This is a genomic window from Lentisphaera marina (assembly GCF_028745505.1).
Taxonomy (GTDB): domain Bacteria; phylum Verrucomicrobiota; class Lentisphaeria; order Lentisphaerales; family Lentisphaeraceae; genus Lentisphaera; species Lentisphaera marina.
This window is the reverse complement of record NZ_JAQZZL010000001.1, coordinates 347,589-367,365: the sequence shown is the minus strand read 5'-3', so window position 1 is coordinate 367,365 and position 19,777 is coordinate 347,589. Positions and strand designations below refer to the sequence as shown.

The window sequence follows — 19,777 nt, the reverse complement described above, 5'->3', positions numbered from 1 at the left end:
GTGATGACTTAAAATGCTTGACTCTTTAAAAAGTACTTTTATTTACTTTTGTCAAAAAGTATAAAATATGATGGTCTCGGTTCTTAAGTCACTTGCTTGCACTTAGATGATTTGAATGATTTAGACACAAAAAAAGCAATCACTCTAGGTGATTGCTTTCAGTCAAAAAAGTCTTGGTGATTAGGCTTCGTTACCTGGGAATAAATTAACCATTGATTGAAGTGATTTTTCACCTTTTGTTAAGGCAGCGATCTCTTTATCAAAGAAATAGAGGCTATTGCCACTGGTGCCGATCATTTCGATTTTATCGAGAATAGATTTAAAGAGCTTCTCTTCTTCGTGTTGCTCGCCAACATACCACTGGAGGAAGTTGAAGGTAGAGTAATCCTTTTCGCTAAAAGCGGCATGGGCCAAGTCATTGATTTGAGCAGTAATAAATTGTTCGTGGGCATAAATATCTTTAAAAAGTTCAATGACATCTGAAAATTCAGCTTTAGGAGAATCAATAGCGCCAATTTTTGCTAGGGCACCTGTATCTGCTACATATTTAAAGAGGCGGTTCATATGAGTCATTTCTTCTTCGGCGTGAAGACGTAAAAATTCCGCACAGCTTTCTAGTGCTTTGTATTCACACCAAGCACTCATTTGTAGGTAGAGGTTTGAAGAATAAAATTCTAAATTGATTTGTTTGTTGAGTAAATCGACCATTTTGTCGCTGAGCATGATACATCCTTGTGTTTATTTGTGGATGAAATTATGCGACAACAGGCTAAATACAATGCCTAGAATGAAATCGAAAATTAGACTAAGTCTTAATTAAAAATTAGAGCTGAACACTTTTGCACAAATTGCGCTTCTTATTGGCGGCACGGCCACATTTGGCACATAAGTATTGAGGGCTAGAGACAATAGTCGCTAGTTCTTGTAATTTATCTCGCAAGTCACTCTTACTTAGTTTACAAATGGTTTTTTTCATGGTCGTAGGTTTCGTTTATTTAGCTCGTATCTATATTAAGATATAATCTCAATAAGAGCTTTTTACAAGTCTAAATATTAACAAGTTGTTAAGCGTTGTGTGTCACGAGCTTGGCTTGTTGTTGAATTCTTTAAGGAATTTGAATCAGATTTAAGTCTTGGTGGAGTGCTTTTTTCATGATGAATTTGTTCTAAGTCATTAATTTTATGCAGGCTGTAGTAATATGAAAAAATATCTGTGGGACTTGAATTTGGTGATGGAGTCCTTAGAATAATGTAAAGAGCCCTCATGATGGTGAGGACAGTTACAAACATAGAAAAAGGAGAGTGTTATGGGACTATGGGATAAATTAACTGGTGAATTTGTCGATATTATTGAATGGACAAATGATGATCGAGAAACTTTAGCATGGCGTTTTGAGCGTTATGGAAATGAGATTAAGTACGGCGCTAAGCTAACCGTACGCCCTGGGCAAGCAGCCGTTTTTGTCAATGAAGGACAAATTGCTGATGTTTTTGAGCCAGGTATGTATGAATTACAAACGAGTAACTTGCCAATTCTATCGACCTTGAAGGGTTGGAAGTATGGTTTTGAGAGCCCCTTTAAAGCTGAAGTTATTTTTGTGACAACTTCGCAAATCGTGGATCGTAAATGGGGGACTAAAAACCCAATCATGTTGCGAGATCCTGAATTTGGTCCCATTCGTCTGAGAGCTTTTGGTACCTATGCGATAAAAGTTGTGGACCCAAGTTCCTTTATTACCACTCTAGTAGGTACAGACGGAACTTTTGAGGCCAATGATTTAACTGATCAGTTGCGGAATATTATTGTTTCTCGTTTTACGGATAAATTGGGTGAAGCCAAAGTTCCCGCTCTAGATTTAGCTTCAAATTATGATGAAATTGCCGATATAATTCACGATAAAATTGAACCAGAATTCAAAGAGTATGGTATTGAACTTCCGAAGTTCTTAATAGAAAACATTGCCCTCCCACCAGAAGTTGAAGAAGCTTTAGATAAGCGTTCTAGCATGGGTATCTTGGGCAATATGAATCAATACACGCAATTCCAAGCGGCGAATGCAATGGAAGCTGCTGCCAATAATCCTGGTGAAGCAGGTGGCGCAATGGGCGGCGGCATGGGCATGGGTATGGGTTTTGCCATGGCGAATCAAATGGGGAGCGCTATGTCTGGTGGCCAGGCTGCACCTCAAGGAAATTCGGCACCACCGCCACCCCCAAGTGCGGCGCCCGCAAATGTAGCCTTTCACGTTAGTGTGAATGGACAATCTTATGGGCCTTATGATATGAATGCTTTCGCACAACATGTGCAAGCCGGGCAAATTACTGGCGACAGTATGGTATGGCGACAAGGAATGGCGAACTGGATGCCAGCAGGACAAGTTGCGGAACTCGCAAATTTATTTGGACCTCCGAGCCCACCTCCGGCGCCTGGAGCTTCCGTTCCCCCTCCACCCCCAATGTAGGACTAAAATATGGCCAAGCGACAATTCCCCTGTAATTCTTGTGGAGCAGATCTGCTATTTTTACCTGGTTCAAGTAAAATGGAATGCCCCTATTGTGGCAGTGCCAATGAGCTAGAGGTTCCTGCTGAAGATGTAGTTGAGCATGATTACTTAGCTAAAATGCGCGAACTAGAGGAGTGTCCGAATGACGCCGATTTAGTGGAAGTGAAAGAAGTTGATTGTGGTGCCTGCGGTGCCAAAACAACTTTGGGAACTGAAGTCCAAGCGGGTTCGTGCCCCTTCTGTGATACACCTTTTGTGACGGAGCCTCATAGCGAAAAAGTGATTAAGCCACATGCTTTACTCCCTTTCAAGATTGATTCTAAGCAAGGGATGAAACAATTTGAGTCTTGGGTTACGAGTCGTTGGTTTGCCCCAAATAAGCTTAAAGAATATGCTCGTCGTTCGGAAAAGCTGCAAGGAATTTATTTAGCGCATTGGACTTACGATACGAGTACATCTACAGATTATAGTGGTTCACGGGGTGAGTACTATTACGTAACTCAATCATACACTGATTCCGAGGGTAATCGCAAGACTAAGCAAGTACGGAAAACGCGCTGGTACCCAGTCTGTGGCCATGTTTATAATGTATTTGACGATATTTTGATTGTGGCCAATGATTCCTTGCCTAGAAAGTATACCAAGGAACTTGAGCCTTGGGATTTACATGAGTTGGTGCCTTTTGCCGATGAGTATTTAAGTGGCTTTAAATCTGAGCATTATTCCGTTAGTTTACGTCAAGGATTTGATATGGCGAAAGAGGAAGCCGAGCCTAAAATTGATCAATCCATAAGACGTGACATAGGTGGAGATGAGCAGCGTGTGCATAATTCATACACGGATTGGAATGAGGTTACTTTTAAACATATTCTTTTACCTGTGTGGGTTTCAGCCTATCGTTTTCATGACAAAGTTTATCGCGTTGTGATCAATGCTCGTACGGGAGAAGTTCAGGGTGAACGTCCTTATAGTTGGGTAAAAATCAGCTTAGCGGTATTGGCGGCTGTGGCACTGATTGCCATTATTGTTGTACTCGCTAATAAATAAATTTTTGAACTCACATGAGTGACTTGGATTATTTGAAAGGCTACCCAGAGGACTTGATTCAACAAATTCAGGCCTTGATTGATCAGGGGAAGTTGGGCACATATTTACTGAAAAAATATCCCCGCAGTCACGATATTAAATCTGATAAAGCGCTCTATGATTTAGCGATGGAACTCAAGAATCGCTATCTTAAGAAATCGAGCCCACTCAGTAAAGTACTTTACGATAATAAAATATCTCTTAAACAACAAGCACTAGGTTTACATAGTTATGTTTCCCGTGTGCAGGGGAAAAAACTCAAAGCAAAAAATGAAATTCGAATTGCGAGCGTTTTAAAGAATGTGCCGATGGAGTTTCTATCCGTCATCCTAGTTCATGAATTAGCGCATTTGAAAGAGAAGGAGCATAATAAAGCTTTTTATAAGCTCTGTACTCACATGGAAGCCAAATACTTTCAGTTGGAATTCGACTTACGAGTTTATCTGACATATTACGATATGCAGGGAAGTTTATATTAACTTTCAGACTTAAAAAAAATAAAGCCCTGATAAAAATCAGGGCTTGTACTAGCAATGAACTTGCTAAGCTGAGCCGAAGCTCAAGGTATCCTTTCAACCATTCGGCCAGTACTCAATTGGCCTTGTGACTCACTCTTGAGTCCTTCCTATTTTGAAAACTGCATATAATTTATTGGATGAATTAAGTCCTGTAAAGACTTTGTGTAGTAAATGAGCCTACATTTACGGTTTTTTTCTGTAAAAAGCTTATCTCTAAGCTTTTTACATGTTTTTTGCTAAGCCTTACGAGTGAGGTTGACAAAAAATGAGCTCGGTTTATAGGAAAGGAATTAAAAAAGGATTTCACAATGTATAAAGCAGGTCAACGCTATTTCTCCGAATCTGAGCCCGAACTAGGTTTAGGAGTGGTATTAAAACATGAATTTGGCAATTTGGAACTCTTGTTTCCCGCTACAGAAACAAGAAGATTGTATGTTAGTGAAAGTGCGCCAGTAAAAAGGGTGGCCTTGCGAGTAGGGCAATCTTTTAATGTAGATGATGAAGACTTTAAAATTGCTGAAATTCGTGAAGAGGATGGCAACTTTATTTATCTCAATGAGAAAGCTCAAGAAATTAGAGAATTCCAACTACCGAATGAATTAAGTTTAAGTGGTCCAGAAGATCGTTTAATGATGGGAAGCTTTGACGAAGCACATTTATTTGATTTAAGACGCCGAACACTCAGTCACCAAAGTGAGCAATTGAGTTCAGAGATATACGGCTTTCAAGGAGCACGTTTAGATTTATTGCCACACCAATTTTACGTTGCGGACGAAGTGAGTTCCATGGCAAAGCCACGAGTCTTATTGGCGGATGAAGTTGGTTTAGGTAAAACGATTGAAGCGGGGCTCATTCTCCATAGGATGTTATTGAGAGGCGATGTGACACGCGTGTTGATTTTGTTGCCCGATGCACTGCAAAATCAGTGGTTTGTAGAGATGTATCGCAAGTTTAATTTATGGTTTTCCTTAATTGATGATGAACGCTTCAAAGCAGTGCAAGCCAACCCAGATAATCAAAACCCTTTTTTAGATGATCCCCTCATAATTTGCAGCACGGAATATGCTGCGGCTTCCGCAAAGGTTTCTGAGGCAATTGTGGCGGGTGAATGGGATTTAATTATCGTTGATGAAGCCCACCACTTATCTTGGAGTGCGGAGCAGGTTTCTGCCGAGTACCGTTTGGTGGAAGAATTGGCGAAAAGTGTTGAACGATTAATCCTGTTGACCGCCACACCAGATCAACTCGGTGAAGAGTCGCATTTTGCTCGTTTACGCTTGTTGGATCCCGATCGCTTTTATGATTTAGAAGTATTTAAAAATGAGCAATTGCAGTACCGCAGCAAAGTCAAAGGACTCGACAAATTATTAGATGCAGAAAAGCTTGATGCCGAAAATATGGCACTCTGTAAAAACTTATTAGGTGAAAAACATCCGCTTTTGGGGCGCTTACAAGAGGAGCCTTTTGAAGGCAAAGTTCGCCATGAGCTATTACGTGAATTAATTGACCGTCACGGAACCTCTAGAGTGATTTTTCGAAATACACGCAAAGTGATGGAAAACTTCCCAGTGCGATGCCCGCAAGCCATTGCTCTGCAAGCGACTGAAGTTGAGTCAGTGGCAAAGGATGCGCAGCAGATTATAGAAGAAGTTGATTTCGATTTGTTTGTGGCTCCGGAAAAGAATGTGAAGGTGCAGTGGATTTGTGAAACTCTGAAGCAAAAGGCTGATGAAAAGTTTCTACTCATTTGTTCGACACGTGAAAAAGCGGAGGCGATTGAAAAAGGTATTCGTGAGCATATGGATTTAAAGATGGCGGTCTTCCATGAGGGCTTGAGTTTAAATCAACGCGATCGCAACGCAGTATTCTTTTCTCAAGAAGCAGGGGCACGTTTACTCATTTGTTCTGAAATTGGTTCTGAAGGACGAAATTTTCAGTTTTGTCAAAACTTAATTCTTTTTGATCTACCCATGAACCCAGGCTTGCTGGAGCAAAGAATTGGGCGTTTGGATAGAATTGGTCAGACCTCCGATATACAAATTTATTACCCCTACAGAAAGAATAGTGTTGAATCAGTATTAGCAGATTTTTATAGCCAAGGTCTCGACGCCTTTGCTCGCCCTTTGCATGGAGGTGAAAAAATGACTCAAGAACTTCGACCTTATTTGGAAGAAGTTATTGTTCAATGGGCAGAGAAAATGGACGGGACTCAAAAAGCTTTAGCTGAATTATTAAAAGTCAGTAAGAAATTGGCCAAAGAAACCAAAAAGCAATTAGATGAGGGTCGAGATCATTTATTAGAGCTTTACTCATTTGATCCAGATCGCGGCCTCGATATATGTCAGAAACTACGCAAAAGTGATAATGATGGAGCCTTATTTACTTACCTCGAAGACTTATTTGATTACCTAGGGGTGGATTGCCGCGATGTGGAAGACGCCGTTTATAAAATTGAACCTGGTCAAAATTTGCTTTGTGATTTACCGGGCTTAAGTCGCGAAGGCAATTTGATTGCGACTCAGCGCAGTGAAACTCTACAGAGAGAAGATGTGGCACTGATGACTTGGGAGCATCCTTTATTACGTTCGGGTATGGATATTATTGCTTCAGGAGATTCAGGGAATAATTGCTTTGCTCTTTGCCTGGATCCATCGAGTCGAAGTATAATTTTAGAAGCGGTTTTAGTCTTAGAATGTTTGCTGCCAGCAAAGAGTGGAATCAATCGTTTTTTACCACCAACGCCAATTTTCGTACGAGTGGATCACCGTGGTCGCAATATCAGTGAAGAAGATTTATATGATGAGAGTGACTTGGAAATGGGAGACCCCATGAGGCTCCTAGATAAAGCCGCAGTGAAAGAGCAGCTACTTCCCGAAATGTTGCGCATTACGCAAAAATTAGCCCATGAAAAAGCTGAAGCCATACTTGTGGATGCAAAAGAAAAAGTGAAGGCATATTTCGAAAGCGAATTGGCGCGTTTAAAAGATTTACAGGCTAAGAATAGCTTGATTCAAGAAGGTGAAATTACGGAGCTAAATCAAGCCTACGAAATTTTATTAAAAGAGATTCCCAAATCGCGCATTCGCCAAGATGCTCTACGTTTAATCTGGAAAGGCTCAGAAAATTATTTAGATGCGTAAGTGATCAAGTTAAAAGCTAGGTATAATCATGCCGAGCAATAGCTGAGCTACTTGTAAAGGGAAAATAATGAAATTAGAGTGTATGCCTCTCAAAAATGGTGTGTTTAAATGAATAAAGTTGCGAAAAGTAGAAAAGACCGTTATGTCGCCAAGGGTAATGACCTGGTGGAGGCGAAGCGCAGTATGCATTTAACTACTCGTGAGCGCAAACTTGTCGCTTACATGGTTTCTTGCATTAGCCCCTACGATGATGACTTTAAAGAATACCGTTTCCCCATTGAAGACTTTATTCAATTCTTCTCCATTAAAGACAAAAATGCTCCCAAAGAATATGAGCGCATTGCTCATGGTATTATGTCGAAACCATTTACGGTAGAGAACGACGTTGAACGCTTTACAGCCACTTGGTTGAGTGAAGCTAAATACCATAAGAAACAGAAGATTTTCACTTTTCGTTTCACGCCATCTTTGAAGCGCTACCTCATTCAACTCAAGAAGTTTTATACACGCTACAAGATGATTAATTTGATCCATATGGAAAACTGTTATTCGGAGTCGGTTTATGAACTTCTGAAGCAATATGAAACCATAGGTAAACGTACCGTGACAATGGAAAAACTACGTGTGATGTTGGGCTTGGAGCGTAAGTACCCCCTTTACTCAAATTTCCGAGTTAAAGTTCTAGAGCCTGCCGTTGAAGAGATTAATAAATTTTCCGATATCAATGTGGCTTATCAAGAAGTGAAAGAGGGTCGAAAAATTTCTGGCCTTAATTTTGAGATTAAGCCCGATCCAAATAATGCTTTTATTAAAGATGGTTTGGAGAAATACAATTACTTGGGAAGTAGTGAAGACTTTGCAGGGCAGTCTGAAGAAGATAAAGAAAAATCTTTGAGCAAGAATGAATTGCCTGACGAAATTCCCGATGACTTAAAAAATATTTTTCAGCGCCTTGTTGAAGAGTTTCAATTTGAGCGTGAAGAAGCCCATGTCCTCGCGATGAAGTATGATGAGACTTATTTAGAGGCCAATTTAAAATTGACTTTGGATCGAGTCCTAAAAAATCGCAAGCGTGGCATCCAAACGGATATAACTCGTTATGCGCGTTCCGCAATAATGAGAAATTATGCCGCTGACAATGATGAAGTCACTGCAGCGACTCCAGCCGAGGTGGCGTCAGCTCAAGGTGATCGTCGCCGTGCGATTGAAGCTTTTGTTGAAAGAGCTCATCAAGCTTGGTATAAAAAAGCCGTGGAGAGATTCATTCAGTCCAATGGTGGAAAGCATATCAAGGCTTTTTCTAAATACTTAATGACTCAGCCCGAACAAGGAATTTATGCTCCCATAAATGAATTATTACTTACACATGATCTGAATCACCCTCAAGTCAAAGCTTATTTCCAGAGCTGGATTGTGGAGAGTGAAAATCTGAAAGACTTATTTAATAAGCAGGTTTTTATGGAGGATCAGGGTTATGTCATTGAAAATGAAGGAGACATTAAAGCACGCCTCATGAGGCGCGGTCGCTTAATGGATGTCTAAAAAAATGAGTGATGCTTTCGCATCACTCATAATATAAAATCAGCTGGATCTTTACAGATTTTTCTTCATATAAGTACTTGTGTTTTTAGCCCATTTATCCAGTGTTTTCTTAATCTCTTTCATAGTGATTTGATCGTCACCATCAAGATTGCTGCCGAAGTCTTTTCTGACTACAGAAACTTGTGCTTCATCCGTCATCGTATCGACGAGTTCAGCTTCGACGTTTAGAACACTAGCTTTATCTCGCAGGCCTGTTAATTCACCGGCGGAAGTTACCACAAAGGTAAGAGGGATGTACGAGTACCATTTGTAGTCTTGAATCGTTTTATCGATAGAAGTAATTGCAATGCGAAGGCGAACCACACCCGGACCAGGCGCATCACTTAGCTTGACAGTTTTCGAGAGCTCTGCTTTGAGTGCCTTGTTAAAATGGTCGAGCATGGCTTTGGTCGTGTTTTTTGACATGTCATCATCGGAAGGGAGGTCGGGGTAGAGTGCTACTGGGTCGAGTAGGATAGAATGATACTTTCCCTTTTTAAAGTTCTCGTTTGTCCAAGCCAATACATCAACGCCATCACTTGCTTCGACTTCTTTTAAGTGTTTATAACTCTTGAGGAAGCCAGAGTATTCATCTTCATCAGGAGTTTTACTGGCGCAGCCTAAGAATAAAGCATACAGGAGTAGGGAGAGGAATAATTTTTTCATTGTTAAGACCTTGTGTTAATAATTTATTGTGAGTTACTGTTTAATGTAGCAAAGAAGAGATCGATTTTTCGCGAAGATTTATGTCCAGGTGAGTCTTCGACGCCAGAAGAGAGGTCGAGCCCAGCTGCTTGGGTAATTGCTAAGGCATCTTGGAAGTTTTCATGTTTAATGCCACCAGCAATGAGGACGTCTTTCTCAGATTTTTCGACAAAGCGTTTACTTAAATCCCAGTCGCCCACTTCACCTGTGCCCCCGGGAAGGCTAGCGTTTTTTGGTGCGGCATCGAGCACAAATTTTGAGCATGGGAAATTTAACTCGGCATCAATTTGCTCTTCATCTTTCAAGCGAACCGCTCGCCAAATATCACAGGAGAATAATTTTGCGAAGTCCGCATCTTCATCACCATGAAATTGTAAAGTATTGATTCCGGCATCGAGATAGGCTTGGATTTCGTGGGGCTTCATATCAACGACAACGAGTACACGAGCAATATTTGGCGGAATATTTTCACAGAGTTCACGAACCTGTTCGGGAGTGACAAAGCGTGGTGAAGGTGGGTAGGCAACAAAGCCGATCGCATCGGTTTTGCGTTCAATTAGTTTTTCGATGTGTTCTTGTTTGCTAATACCGCATATTTTTATGTAAGGAGTCATTTTATGTTACTTATTATTTCTTTTTCGCATATTACTAAGGCTTCCTGCATTTCTTCGGCATTATGTGCTTCACGAAGGAGGTTGGCAAAATCAGTGGATTGAAAAAGTAGGGCAATTCGCGAAAGCATGTAGAGGTGGTGGCGATCATCTACCGTACAAGGCATGACAAAGATATCACTTAATTTATGATCGGAAGATCCAAAAGGGATACCGCGACTTGATTTGCCGATGATGATCATGTTTTCCAAATATAAGTAAGGACTATGAATGCGCGTGTGTGGGATAGCAATACCGCCTGCAATACCTGTGGGACAAAGTTCTTCACGTTCTTCTAGAAGTCTTAGAACTTCTTCCTCATCTGTCGCATAGCCTGTGTCGAATGCAGCCTTCGCAAGTGCCTGTAGGGTTTTTTTGCGAGTACGCCCCGCCAATTCAGGAATCATACAACCTGGGAAGACACATTCAGATAGAAAAGCTTGATTATCATCTGGTGTGTCGAAGAGGTGTGAGTCAATCCTTTTGTGAGTCGCTGTAATAGTTTTTTTGCAGGATTCTAGCATACCTTGATTAGACCAATCGCGCAGTTCGATTTTTCTAAAAACAATTTGCCCACGCAGATTATCAAAAGGGATGGAGCGTTTACTCACTAGTTTTTCTAGTTCGTTAAGGCTTAAATGCAGGTAGTCTGCAGCTTCGTTCATGTTGAGCATTGAGTAAGGCATGGTAAAGAGGTCTTAAGTTTTCAATTTCTTTGAGTTGCAATTATTAAGGTAAAGCTATATTGGAATTTATATCGCTTTTTTAATTTTGTGCAGGTTAATTTATGAAAATCAAATCATTCGCTTTATTTGTTGCCGTTTTGGCGGTGCATTTTATAGTTGGAGGCGTGACTTGGGTTGTAACGCGTCATACAGGGGAACATGCGGCAGGTGATGCTCAAGAAGTCGAGCAGTTACAAAATGAAGGGCCTGAGGATTCTGTGCAAGAAACTCCCACGTCAAATCGTAAAGTCAATACGCCTCGAACGACAACACCTAGCCCAACGCCGAGAACAAAGACTTATGAAGTGAAAAGTGGTGATCGCTTATCGGTGATTGCTGGACGCTATGGCGTGAGTATGAAGAAATTGATGTCGGCGAATAATATTAAAGATCAGAATCGCATTTTTATTGGTCAAAAATTGACAATTCCCCTAGATTAAGATATATCCTTAAAAAACTTAATTTTCTTTAGAAAACTTTGTTTGACAAAGAATGAAGTGGCGATATTATCTGTGCACACTCAAGCGGAAGAGTGGTCGAGTGGTTTAAGGCGTCGGTCTTGAAAACCGAAGAGGGTGCAAGTCCTCCGTGAGTTCGAATCTCACCTCTTCCGCCATTCATTTTCTTAAGGGCAGCAAGCAATTGCTGCCCTTATTTTTAGTCATAGATGCAGTAAGTGATTTTGTTTTAGAAAAGCAAGAGAGTAGAGTCTGGTGATTAAGTTGAGGAGAATCATTTGCAGTTAAGTTCAAGACGTCATTTAAAGCAGTTAATGGGGATTTACCACAAGCATCCTTATCGCGATACGATAAAGCTTATATTCATTACTGCGATGAGTTTATTTTTAGCTTTCTATCCTACTTACGGCGAAATGCCCATTCCAGAGCGCAGAGCTTTATTTATTTTGATTTTGTCCGCGAGCCTTTGGATGACAGAAGCTTTGCCAGCCTTTGCGGTTGGCTTTTTGGTTATTGGCTTGTCAATTTTTCTCTTGTCCCCTGAAAAAGGTGGAGATATTCCCTGGGAAACTTTTACCGAGACTTGGTCGAGTCCGATTATATGGCTTTTCATGGGAGGCTTAGTATTAGCGCGAGCCGCTGAAAAAACTGGGGTTAATAAACGAGTCTCATCTATTTTGCTCACAAAACTGGGTTCATCTCATTCAATACTTTTGTTTGGGATCATGTTTTTAAGTTTTATCTTCTCGAATTTCATGAGTAATACTGCGACCGCGGCCATGATGCTAGGCTTAATGGGGCCCGTTTTAGCGAACTTCGCAAAAGGCGATAAGCGTAAAAAAGCTTATATCATGGCGGTTCCATTGGGTGCAAACATTGGTGGCATGGGAAGTATAATTGGCACGCCTCCAAATGCTGTCGCCGCAGCTTTGCTTGAGACGCGAGGTGAGGGTGTTGATTTTCTGACTTGGATGTGGTACGGAATGCCACCAGCTTTAGTTTGTCTTTTTGTGTTGTGGTTTTATTTGAGAACCACTTATTCGTGCAAAGGGAAAAACGAAACGAAGTTCGACTTCGAGCTAGTTCCCATGAATAAAGACTCCGCCTTCGTAATGGGAGTTTTTTTACTTACTGTTATTCTTTGGTGTACAGGAAGTTTACATGGTGTGCCTGCTTCAGTTGTGGCTTTTGTCCCCATTGTGCTCTTGCCTTTGAATGGAGTGATAGAAGCCGATGATATGCGCAGTTTACCTTGGGATGTGTTAATATTATTAGCGGGTGGTTTAACACTAGGCGTAGCAGTAGAGAAAAGCGGACTTGCATACACCCTAGTAGAGGCGATGCCAAGTGCTGGTGATAATATGTTCGTTTTAGTGATTATGATGGCTTTTATGGCCTGTATAGTCTCTAATTTTATGAGTAATACAGCGGCAGCTAATATAATTATGCCGATCGCAGCGGCCATGGCAGTCGGTTACGAAAAACCTATGCTTGTAGTTATCGCCTTAGCTTCATCAACAGCTATGTGCATGCCGGTATCTACTCCGCCAAATGCTTTAGCGTCTTCTTCTGGTTTATTGAAAGCCAGTGACTTTTTAATCACGGGCATTATTGCGGCCGTGGTGGGGGTTATATCTTCCCTGATATGGATCCGCTTTATTCTTTGGTAGGGCTTAAAGACTGGAGAAGTCCCAAAGCTTTGAATCAAGTAATTGTGAGGGGCGGATATTCGCCTGAGCATTTTGCATAACAGCACCAATGTTGGGGTGCTTTAATTCTAAATTTCCCAGAAGCTTCTTCATTTCCTGACGTTGTAGATTTTCTTGAGTCCCACAGAGATTGCAGGGAACAACGGGGAAGGAGTATTCTTCAGCGAGTGCAATTAAATCCTTTTCAGCGCAATACGCCAAGGGGCGGATTAAAGTATTAGCACCATCATCTGATTTTAATTTTGCGGGCATCGCAGAAATTTTCCCAGAGAAAAAGATATTCATTAATAAAGTTTGATTCATATCATCGCGGTGATGACCAAGAGCAATTTTTGTGTATCCCTTAGTTTTCGCGTGGGTGTAAAGGATTCCTCGACGGAGGCGTGAGCAAACACCGCAAAAGGCTTTGCCTTCGGGTGTTTTGTCTTTCACTATCGAATAGGTATCTTCTTGGAGTAGTGTGATATTTAAATTGTGTTCACGCATGAAGTGAATGAATTCAACGGCATCAAAGCCAGGTTGTTTTTGATCAAGCATGACGGGATGAAGGGTGAAATTCACAGGACTTTTTTTACGGATTTCCTCTAAAACCAGAAGTAAGATTGAGGAGTCTTTGCCACCTGAACATGCCACCATAATTTTATCACCTTCAGCGATCATATTAAAATCGTTGAGAGCTTTTGAGACTTGCTTTCGAAGAGAATTACTTAGTTGGCTCATCTTTGATAAGGGTGTGCATCACGGGTTCATCAAAAAACACATCGCCAGTTATTTGGTAGATGGTGATGCGTCGAGCTTCAATTTTATTTTCATTCATATAAATGACTGGTTGGCGAATGAGAATAATTTTCTTTTCTTTGGGAGAGTAAGCCACTTTTTGGGAAGTCGATTTTTTATCTTCTTCGGTAATGACCACATCGCCTTCAGCAATAATGAGATGGATCTCATTTTTAGTGTTTAGGTAACAGGTCATTTTTTTTGCGGTCATGGTCATTTTTCCACGAGTCACATGAACATTGTGTTCAAAGATGGCCATGCGCTTTTTGTCTTGATTGAAGAAATCAAGTGTGTCAGAAGTTATAATAACTTCTTCAGTCTTCTCTTCTTTAACCTCGTTTGTATCAGCGATTTTTTCGGCGGCTGATACTAAACTAAGGTTAAAAAGTAAAAGTGTTAGAAACTTAAGCATTGCTGCTTTTTTCAGGGCGTTGACCGCGAAGTACTGAGTTACCTTGGAAGAGTAAGCTTTGATCAAACTCTAATTCGGTTTCGAGTTCTGCCTTTGTAAACGCGCCAGATTTTTCAAAGAGAGCAATGGGGTTGTCCCACATCACCTTTTGAATGATTTCATCACTGAAATTTTGTTCTTTCATGAGCCCGGCTGTTACAGGAACGGCAAGAGGATTGGAGATCCCCCAGTCAGCAGAACTATTAACGAGGATACGGTCAGAACCATATTGTTGAATGAGGTCAACCATGCGGTCAGCATCCATTTTTGAATGAGGATATATGGTGTGGCCGGCCCAGCAGTTTGTTTCGAGAACCATAGGAAGAGTTTCTTCGTTATTGTGATCAATGACAACTAAGGTTTCATCAATGCCAACATCTCTAATGAGATCAATAGTGGCTTGGACACCGTTGAGTTTGTCGCGGTGTGGTGTGTGTACAATAACTGGGAGGTCGCGTTCTTTAGCCATTTCTAGCTGTGTTTTGAAAAGCTTGTGTTCATGATCCGTCATGTCGTCGTAGCCGATTTCACCGACGCCCACAACATTATCTTTTTCGAGGTAACGAGGGAGGTACTCTAAAATTTCATCTGCATATTCGGGATTGTTAGCTTCTTTTGCATTCAGACAAATAGTACAGAAATGGCGTATGCCAAATTGTGAAGCGCGGAAGCGTTCCCAACCCGTGATAGACTGAAAATAGTCGTCGAAAGAGCCAGCATGTGTTCGAGGTTGCCCGAGCCAAAAGGCGGGTTCAATTACAGCGCGTATACCAGCTTTGTACATGGCCATATAGTCATCTGTAGTACGTGAAGTCATGTGAATATGTGGGTCAAAGTATTTCATAGAGCATTTTTCTCCTTAAGAAAATTAATACAAACATCTGGTACAGTGCGTTTGGCTGCAGTGCGTTCAGTGTAAAAGAATAATACAGCTTCGATTAGTTTATCGTTACAACGTTTTTCTAAGCCATATATTTTATCGAAGGGTAGTCCCATAAACAGAACTTTAAGAGTGAGTTGGATGAATTCAGCTTCTGTAAAGTGTTCCGAAGGGTAGGGGTTATTGATAGCAAGTGCTTTATATGTATCGAGTGAATTGGTGCGGCAGACATTAACAACATCATTGTGTAATTCTTTGCCATCATCGCGAAAATTCAAAGCTAGTAATGAGGTGGCCTTTTCAAAATCATCTCCGCGGAGGAGTAATTCCTGAAGGTCAGATCTTGAGGCTAATTTAGAGGCTAATAAGACGCGGCCTAAGTTGCCAATACTAAGAAGAGCTAGTGCGGGAGCAAGTTCATTGAGTTGCTGAGTTTCCTCGTCATCGTAATCTGGAATCTGTCGCCCAAGTTTACGTGGAACACCAGAAAATTGAATGAGAAACTCTTTCGATTGGAAATCGGTAGATTCTAAAAAATCATAAAAGCCTGCGGTACGCCCTTGTCGGGGAGCGTGACGGAGTAAAATGTTTTTGAGGATATCAATTTTCATATTATAAGATGAGGCAAAAAGTGGTGCTTTTCAAATGAAATTAGCTAAGCGTTCTTTAAGAATATCGAGGCCGGGGTTTCCAGGTGCACCGAGATGAGTTTTTCGCTTGACGTTTTCATAGGGATCTTCGAGTTCGACTGAGTCAAGTGACTTTTTAACCTCTATGTAGGCATCGCGGAAAGTTTTGCCTTCAATTACTTGGCGATTGACGAGATCTGTTGCGTAGATGTCTTTCGAGAAAAAACTGAGTAAACGTTCTTCCTTGATACTGGTATTGGAAATGACAATGCCCATAGCTTCAAGAGATTCTTCAACGAGAGTGAGGCCTTCCATGAAGACTCCCTTGGTCTCTTGGTAATCGCTATTGTATCCTGAAAATAGGTTGGATATAACGCCTTGAGCTTGGCTGATTTGACCAGTAAAAAGGTGGTAACGACTACGGATGATTTCGCAGGGGTCAAGGTTTTTCTTGTTCGGCATGATACTTGAACCAGTAGTGCAGGATTTACCGACATCTAAAAAGTCGAATTCAGCGCTTGTCATCCATACCATGTCGTTTGCGAGTCTGTTGATAACAAACATTGTACCCCATAGAGCCTGCAGGCTTTGGCATTCTACTTGGCCACGACTCAACTGGCAAGAAAGTGAATTGACTTGGGTTCTAGCTAAACCGAGATCCTTAGTGACGAATTCGCGATCAATTGGAAAGTCAGTGCCATAACCGGCGGCCGAACCTAAGACATTGACATCATTGAGAGAAATGGCGGCGTCAATAGCTTCTTTTTGATTAATAAGAATTTCTGCAAAAGAAGAAGCCCACAAGCCAACGGATGAAGGCATGGCGCGTTGCGTATGTGTGTAACCCGGCATGGGGGTAGTTTCGTGTTTGCTCGCGAAACTTAGGAGTTCATCAATAAAGGATTTGAGAGTTTGCTTGATTTTTGTGAGCTTATCTTTACCAAAGAGGCGAGTCGCTGATACGACTTGGTCATTGCGACTACGAGCCATGTAAAGTTGTTTACCAGCATCTCCAGCGCGTTTAATGAGCTCATCTTCAATAAGTGAGTGACAGTCTTCGAGCTCAGGAAGCATTTTAAGTGAGCCATCGAGTGCTTCCTGCTTCATATCTTGAAGATGTGTTTCAATGAGTTCAGCATCACTTGCGGAAATGAGTTCGCATTTAGCGAGCATGCGCCCGTGAGAAATTAGTGCAATAATATCCCAAGGGAGGAGCTTGTTGTCGTAATCAAGGTTGGTTTTGAAGCATATTTCATGAAGGCGAGAGTTGAAGCCTTCGTCGTTGGCAGAGGTTGACCAGATAGCCATTTGATTTCTCCTAGAGTAATTTGATTTTTTGAATTAAGCTTAAAGCCCTTAATATGCAAGTGGAGCCCATCTTTGTGGCAATTTATTTTAGCGCTTTAGCATTTTGATATTCAATGAGAGAAGGGATAGAACGGAAAAAGAAAAAAAAGTGTAATACAGTGGGCACCAAAGTTGAAAAGAATGAGACGTTTTCATAAAAGAGGAAAACCGCAAGGCTAAGAGAGAAGGGGACTGATGCCAAGACACTTATTTTGAAGAAATCGATGAAGGGGGCTCGAACAATGCGACGATGTAAAAAAAAGAATAAACCCGCCAGAAAGGCACATTGAATGACGTTGGTAAAAAGTAGTGATCGAATACTAGCAAAAAATTGATGAACTTGAATACTTCTAATAAAATCTGAGTTGTTTTTCAAGTAGTCGTTTAAAGGGATTTGTGTTCTAGCTTCCTCTTGACTTAGAAAGCTTTGAGTTGATTCAAGGTGGGTGAAAGTACTGAGAGGTAGTATTTGAGTAAAGTCGGGGTGGAGAATGGCGAGCTTATCTCGGCTGATTTGGATGGGGATTTTTTTGTTTAAATCAATTTTCGCATCAATCGAAATGATGACTTTATCGTTTTCCAGAGATTTGAACTCTTGCTTGTTTTCGATAGTGATCGAGTCGTTTTCTATGTAGAGTTCTGGGAGCTCGCTAAGTACGGGGCTCACTTGAATGGCATAGAACTGCTTGAAGTTATTTGTTGACGTCCGCCAAGGGAGTATTGCGGAATATATCGATAGAATAAGTAAAAAGAGCAGGCCATTGCGCCATTTAGTTAGCGCATTTAGCTGTTGCTCTTTTTGGTAGAAATTAGTATAAAATCTAAAGAAGGCAGCGACTTTCTGCATTAGAGAGCGTTGGGGTCCATTAAGAGTCTTAGACTAGACATGAAGGCATCTTCTATAGATTGCTCAAATCTAGCTGGGATTAAAGCTTCGACTTGCGTATCAACTGCGGCGGGATAAAGAATGAGCGGGTTGATGTACGCAGCAGTTTTATCGTTGTTGATAGCCGCAATAGTCACAAGTTCGTCATCAAACTTTAGAGACATTAAAGGTGTGATGTTTTCATTATCTTTAACTGTGTAGCCCACAGGAAGTGTTTTATTGAATTGAGCGGGTGATCTAAGCATGTCTATGTAGCTTTCTTCTCCGGAGGCGTTTAAGACTTTGTGAACCATGATCTCTTCAGAATTATCAAGGCTGATGTTTGACAGAGAGGTTGCGCTCTGGAGGTTTCGAGAGAGCTCATTTAAGAAGTTGACACTGTGAGATGAGACCCACATGATGCGGCCACCTTGTTCTTTGTATTCATTGATGCGCTTATTGAGTTCACTTTGTAAGTACCATCCAGAACGTGCAGAAAGTTTAACACATGGGATGATGAGGACGGGCATTTGTTTAGCTGATGGGAAGTGACTTCTTAAAATAGATTCAAGATTTAAAAGGGAATACTCAACTTTTCTTTTAATTAGCGCGGAGCTGATTTGGGAAGCTAAAACGAGTGTTTGATTACCTAGTAAGGAGCCTTGCTTAGTAGAGAGGGGCTCTATGAGAATCCCAATGTTGCCTTCTTTACTTTGTTTTTCGATGGCTTCTTTTAGGTATAAGCTTAGTTCAGGGGCGATGGCTTGACTATGTTTACTCGCAAGTTCAGTTATAGCTTTGCTGCTGGGTGAAGTGTACTTGATTTTGTTTTTTGCAAATTCAACGGCAGTGCGAAGTATGGATGCTGTTGTTTGGATACTGGCAGATGACGATTTTAAAACCGCAAGCTTACCATTGTAAGTAGTCTTGTCTTCAGTTAAGGCTGCGCGTTGAAGGTTTTGTGCGAGTTTGTTGGCGTGCAGCTGTGAGTTTTTTAGTATTGATACAGGGCGTTGTAGTAGAAAGGTCGTCATGTATTCAGCTTGCTTAGTAATGATTTGTGGTTTAAATGAAGCATTATTTTTTTGGTAAAGCTCATCCATTAAATCATGTTTAAAAACATCGGCGAATGATGCTGAAGCTGATCCACGCATAGAAATTGGGGTGCCTTCTGAGTTTTTGAGGTCTGGAGCTAGTGCAGGGATATACTCGGCTAGATAGTTGATTTCTGCTAGATTGCTCAAGTCACTATAGTTGGCGATATTATTACTGAGGCACGCAGTCCAGAATCCGATTTGCATGCTGTCTTGAGCAGCGATGGATTTAGTTAGCATCTCAAAGATGATTGGAAGAGAATTCGGCTCAAGTAGACGAGTTGTGTTATAAATCACCATTTCTTTAAGTCGAGCGATATCTTTATTGTCGAGTGGGCTTTGCGGGATCGCACTAATGCCAAGGACGTCTTTGTTGGTGATTACGGGTACGAAAGATGTGATACTGTTGCTTAAACTTGTGTTTGGGAGGGCATCTTCAAACTCGGGGTATAATTCGATCGTTTTTTTAAGTAGTAATTGATAGTCTTCTGTTGATCTTGCCATCAAGGGCATAGCTAGTGCTAGCATTAGCAAAAAAAACTTGTTTTTGGAGATGACTTTCATGTTTCGCCTCAGTGTATTTTAAATTCAATTCAAATAGGATACCGCTAAAATTCTACTGAGCAAGTAGAAAAGCTACTGGCAAGTTTATCATGTT

At 41.1% G+C, this 19,777-nt stretch carries 19 protein-coding genes and 1 tRNA gene; 8 read left to right on the top strand and 12 right to left on the bottom strand.

Features of this window, described 5'->3' with window-relative positions; translation table 11 throughout:
- Positions 1-180: 180 nt before the first annotated feature.
- Positions 181-723, bottom strand: a complete 543-nt coding sequence (gene ftnA, locus PQO01_RS01550; protein ID WP_274312285.1) for a non-heme ferritin — start codon at positions 721-723, stop codon at positions 181-183.
- Between the two features lie 100 nt (positions 724-823).
- Positions 824-976, bottom strand: a complete 153-nt coding sequence (locus tag PQO01_RS01545) for a hypothetical protein (protein ID WP_274312284.1) — start codon at positions 974-976, stop codon at positions 824-826.
- Between the two features lie 331 nt (positions 977-1,307).
- Here PQO01_RS01545 and PQO01_RS01540 point away from each other — a divergent pair, with 331 nt between their 5' ends.
- The 5 genes from PQO01_RS01540 to PQO01_RS01520 all read left to right on the top strand — a co-directional run bounded on the left by PQO01_RS01540 (position 1,308) and on the right by PQO01_RS01520 (position 8,790).
- Positions 1,308-2,462 (top strand): SPFH domain-containing protein, encoded by a 1,155-nt coding sequence (locus tag PQO01_RS01540; RefSeq protein WP_274312283.1) that lies wholly within the window; start codon positions 1,308-1,310, stop codon positions 2,460-2,462.
- Positions 2,463-2,471: 9 nt separating this feature from the next.
- Entirely contained in the window at positions 2,472-3,551 is a 1,080-nt protein-coding gene (locus tag PQO01_RS01535) for a TFIIB-type zinc ribbon-containing protein (protein ID WP_274312282.1), read from the top strand.
- Positions 3,552-3,565: 14 nt separating this feature from the next.
- Positions 3,566-4,069: a YgjP-like metallopeptidase domain-containing protein gene (locus tag PQO01_RS01530; RefSeq protein WP_274312281.1), complete on the top strand. Its 504-nt coding sequence runs from the start codon at positions 3,566-3,568 to the stop codon at positions 4,067-4,069.
- A gap of 347 nt (positions 4,070-4,416) precedes the next feature.
- Entirely contained in the window at positions 4,417-7,248 is a 2,832-nt protein-coding gene (rapA, locus tag PQO01_RS01525) for an RNA polymerase-associated protein RapA (RefSeq protein WP_274312280.1), read from the top strand.
- 108 nt (positions 7,249-7,356) lie between these two features.
- The gene (locus PQO01_RS01520; RefSeq protein WP_274312279.1) at positions 7,357-8,790 is read left to right on the top strand and encodes a replication initiation protein; all 1,434 of its coding nucleotides are present in this window, start codon (positions 7,357-7,359) and stop codon (positions 8,788-8,790) included.
- Positions 8,791-8,841: 51 nt separating this feature from the next.
- Here PQO01_RS01520 and PQO01_RS01515 read toward each other — a convergent pair whose 3' ends face one another.
- From PQO01_RS01515 to PQO01_RS01505, 3 genes are read right to left on the bottom strand one after another with little or no spacing between them, the layout of a single operon-like run.
- On the bottom strand, positions 8,842-9,495 hold the full coding sequence (locus PQO01_RS01515; protein ID WP_274312278.1) for a DUF3313 domain-containing protein: 654 nt from the start codon (positions 9,493-9,495) through the stop codon (positions 8,842-8,844).
- A 23-nt stretch (positions 9,496-9,518) separates the two neighbouring features.
- Positions 9,519-10,148: a phosphoribosylanthranilate isomerase gene (locus tag PQO01_RS01510; protein ID WP_274312277.1), complete on the bottom strand. Its 630-nt coding sequence runs from the start codon at positions 10,146-10,148 to the stop codon at positions 9,519-9,521.
- Positions 10,145-10,870 (bottom strand): PTS sugar transporter subunit IIA, encoded by a 726-nt coding sequence (locus PQO01_RS01505; protein WP_274312276.1) that lies wholly within the window; start codon positions 10,868-10,870, stop codon positions 10,145-10,147. Before PQO01_RS01505 ends, PQO01_RS01510 begins: the two co-directional genes overlap by 4 nt.
- Positions 10,871-10,971: 101 nt before the next feature.
- Here PQO01_RS01505 and PQO01_RS01500 point away from each other — a divergent pair, with 101 nt between their 5' ends.
- The 3 genes from PQO01_RS01500 (at position 10,972) to PQO01_RS01490 (ending at position 13,037) form a co-directional block, all read left to right on the top strand.
- The gene (locus PQO01_RS01500) at positions 10,972-11,349 is read left to right on the top strand and encodes a LysM peptidoglycan-binding domain-containing protein (protein WP_274312275.1); all 378 of its coding nucleotides are present in this window, start codon (positions 10,972-10,974) and stop codon (positions 11,347-11,349) included.
- Positions 11,350-11,435: 86 nt separating this feature from the next.
- Positions 11,436-11,525: transfer RNA gene (locus PQO01_RS01495), tRNA-Ser, on the top strand.
- 120 nt (positions 11,526-11,645) lie between these two features.
- Positions 11,646-13,037: an SLC13 family permease gene (locus tag PQO01_RS01490; protein WP_274312274.1), complete on the top strand. Its 1,392-nt coding sequence runs from the start codon at positions 11,646-11,648 to the stop codon at positions 13,035-13,037.
- A gap of 3 nt (positions 13,038-13,040) precedes the next feature.
- On the opposite strand, the gene ttcA is transcribed toward PQO01_RS01490, so the two are convergent.
- The 7 genes from ttcA to PQO01_RS01455 form a co-directional block, all read right to left on the bottom strand.
- On the bottom strand, positions 13,041-13,796 hold the full coding sequence (gene ttcA, locus PQO01_RS01485; protein WP_274312273.1) for a tRNA 2-thiocytidine(32) synthetase TtcA: 756 nt from the start codon (positions 13,794-13,796) through the stop codon (positions 13,041-13,043).
- Positions 13,780-14,265 carry an LptA/OstA family protein gene (locus PQO01_RS01480; protein WP_274312272.1) on the bottom strand — a complete coding sequence of 162 codons (486 nt, stop codon included), beginning with the start codon at positions 14,263-14,265 and terminating at the stop codon, positions 13,780-13,782. The genes ttcA and PQO01_RS01480 overlap by 17 nt, the downstream gene beginning before the upstream one ends.
- Complete coding sequence (locus PQO01_RS01475; protein ID WP_274312271.1) at positions 14,258-15,148, bottom strand: TatD family hydrolase; 891 nt, start codon at positions 15,146-15,148, stop codon at positions 14,258-14,260. The genes PQO01_RS01480 and PQO01_RS01475 overlap by 8 nt, the downstream gene beginning before the upstream one ends.
- On the bottom strand, positions 15,145-15,795 hold the full coding sequence (locus PQO01_RS01470; protein ID WP_274312270.1) for an EboA domain-containing protein: 651 nt from the start codon (positions 15,793-15,795) through the stop codon (positions 15,145-15,147). The genes PQO01_RS01475 and PQO01_RS01470 overlap by 4 nt, the downstream gene beginning before the upstream one ends.
- Positions 15,796-15,825: 30 nt before the next feature.
- Positions 15,826-17,121, bottom strand: a complete 1,296-nt coding sequence (locus PQO01_RS01465) for a lyase family protein (RefSeq protein WP_274312269.1) — start codon at positions 17,119-17,121, stop codon at positions 15,826-15,828.
- Between the two features lie 82 nt (positions 17,122-17,203).
- Positions 17,204-18,007 carry a DUF1189 family protein gene (locus tag PQO01_RS01460; RefSeq protein ID WP_274312268.1) on the bottom strand — a complete coding sequence of 268 codons (804 nt, stop codon included), beginning with the start codon at positions 18,005-18,007 and terminating at the stop codon, positions 17,204-17,206.
- Entirely contained in the window at positions 18,007-19,683 is a 1,677-nt protein-coding gene (locus PQO01_RS01455) for a hypothetical protein (protein WP_274312267.1), read from the bottom strand. The genes PQO01_RS01460 and PQO01_RS01455 overlap by 1 nt, the downstream gene beginning before the upstream one ends.
- Between the last annotated feature and the right edge of the window lie 94 nt (positions 19,684-19,777).

Bases quoted from the DNA above. Each gene is read 5' to 3' on its own strand.
- ftnA (WP_274312285.1), bottom strand. From the start codon at position 723: ATGCTCAGCGACAAAATGGTCGATTTACTCAACAAACAAATCAATTTA.
- PQO01_RS01545 (WP_274312284.1), bottom strand. From the start codon at position 976: ATGAAAAAAACCATTTGTAAACTAAGTAAGAGTGACTTGCGAGATAAA.
- PQO01_RS01540 (WP_274312283.1), top strand. From the start codon at position 1,308: ATGGGACTATGGGATAAATTAACTGGTGAATTTGTCGATATTATTGAA.
- PQO01_RS01535 (WP_274312282.1), top strand. From the start codon at position 2,472: ATGGCCAAGCGACAATTCCCCTGTAATTCTTGTGGAGCAGATCTGCTA.
- PQO01_RS01530 (WP_274312281.1), top strand. From the start codon at position 3,566: ATGAGTGACTTGGATTATTTGAAAGGCTACCCAGAGGACTTGATTCAA.
- rapA (WP_274312280.1), top strand. From the start codon at position 4,417: ATGTATAAAGCAGGTCAACGCTATTTCTCCGAATCTGAGCCCGAACTA.
- PQO01_RS01520 (WP_274312279.1), top strand. From the start codon at position 7,357: ATGAATAAAGTTGCGAAAAGTAGAAAAGACCGTTATGTCGCCAAGGGT.
- PQO01_RS01515 (WP_274312278.1), bottom strand. From the start codon at position 9,495: ATGAAAAAATTATTCCTCTCCCTACTCCTGTATGCTTTATTCTTAGGC.
- PQO01_RS01510 (WP_274312277.1), bottom strand. From the start codon at position 10,148: ATGACTCCTTACATAAAAATATGCGGTATTAGCAAACAAGAACACATC.
- PQO01_RS01505 (WP_274312276.1), bottom strand. From the start codon at position 10,870: ATGCCTTACTCAATGCTCAACATGAACGAAGCTGCAGACTACCTGCAT.
- PQO01_RS01500 (WP_274312275.1), top strand. From the start codon at position 10,972: ATGAAAATCAAATCATTCGCTTTATTTGTTGCCGTTTTGGCGGTGCAT.
- ttcA (WP_274312273.1), bottom strand. From the start codon at position 13,796: ATGAGCCAACTAAGTAATTCTCTTCGAAAGCAAGTCTCAAAAGCTCTC.
- PQO01_RS01480 (WP_274312272.1), bottom strand. From the start codon at position 14,265: ATGCTTAAGTTTCTAACACTTTTACTTTTTAACCTTAGTTTAGTATCA.
- PQO01_RS01475 (WP_274312271.1), bottom strand. From the start codon at position 15,148: ATGAAATACTTTGACCCACATATTCACATGACTTCACGTACTACAGAT.
- PQO01_RS01470 (WP_274312270.1), bottom strand. From the start codon at position 15,795: ATGAAAATTGATATCCTCAAAAACATTTTACTCCGTCACGCTCCCCGA.
- PQO01_RS01465 (WP_274312269.1), bottom strand. From the start codon at position 17,121: ATGGCTATCTGGTCAACCTCTGCCAACGACGAAGGCTTCAACTCTCGC.
- PQO01_RS01460 (WP_274312268.1), bottom strand. From the start codon at position 18,007: ATGCAGAAAGTCGCTGCCTTCTTTAGATTTTATACTAATTTCTACCAA.
- PQO01_RS01455 (WP_274312267.1), bottom strand. From the start codon at position 19,683: ATGAAAGTCATCTCCAAAAACAAGTTTTTTTTGCTAATGCTAGCACTA.